Origin of the sequence: Rubellimicrobium sp. CFH 75288 (assembly GCF_009904055.1) — a bacterium.
Lineage (GTDB): Bacteria > Pseudomonadota > Alphaproteobacteria > Rhodobacterales > Rhodobacteraceae > Rubellimicrobium.
The window spans coordinates 1-617 of sequence record NZ_WYDP01000063.1 but is presented as its reverse complement, the minus strand read 5'-3'; the positions used below and the strand labels follow the sequence as shown (position 1 = coordinate 617).

Sequence of the window (617 nt, the reverse complement as noted above, 5' to 3'; positions counted from 1 at the left end):
ACACGATTTGTGCAACAGAGCCGTCCAATACAAGGCGATGGAAAAGCGCCACGATGAGATGCAATTTCGCTGGCAAGCGCAGGACCAATTCTGCGACGAGATCGAGCGCATGGAGAGCCTGCTCGCGGAACTCAGAAGACTTCCAAGCGGCCAACAACCCGACGGCTTCCGTTTCTCGGACAATCCGTTCTTCCTAAAGTTTTGTCCCCGTGTAGTCTTCAACCCCGACGACAAGGGCCTTTTCAAGGGCATCTACTTGCCGCTTGACCTATGGAAGTGGGCGGATGCGGCGGGCTGTTTTGCCGGCAAGCGTGGGGGCAAAGTCCTTACTTTTAAGAACGTGGGCCGCCGCATCAACAACTCGGAGTTTGTGACGCTCGTCGCCGGATCGTGGGTTGGAACCTCGACAGAGCAATCTACAGTCCTTGGCGAGATTGTCCGGAAGGTACTCGAAACAGGTAAGACCGTGACCATCGCTATCAAGCATGCGTCCGGTACAGCGGACGATGGCAGGGAGATCGCTGATTAAACCTCATGTGCATCGACGAACGCGGAACGAGCGCAACTGGTTGTCACCTTGTGTCACGCTTGGCATCAGTCGAACACCCGGCCCGGCT

At 56.2% G+C, this 617-nt stretch carries 1 protein-coding gene; it reads left to right on the top strand.

The features are described from left to right. On the top strand, nucleotides 1–529 hold a 529-nt coding region (locus GT358_RS16380), incomplete at its 5' end, for a hypothetical protein (RefSeq protein WP_208103590.1). Between the last annotated feature and the right edge of the window lie 88 nt (nucleotides 530–617).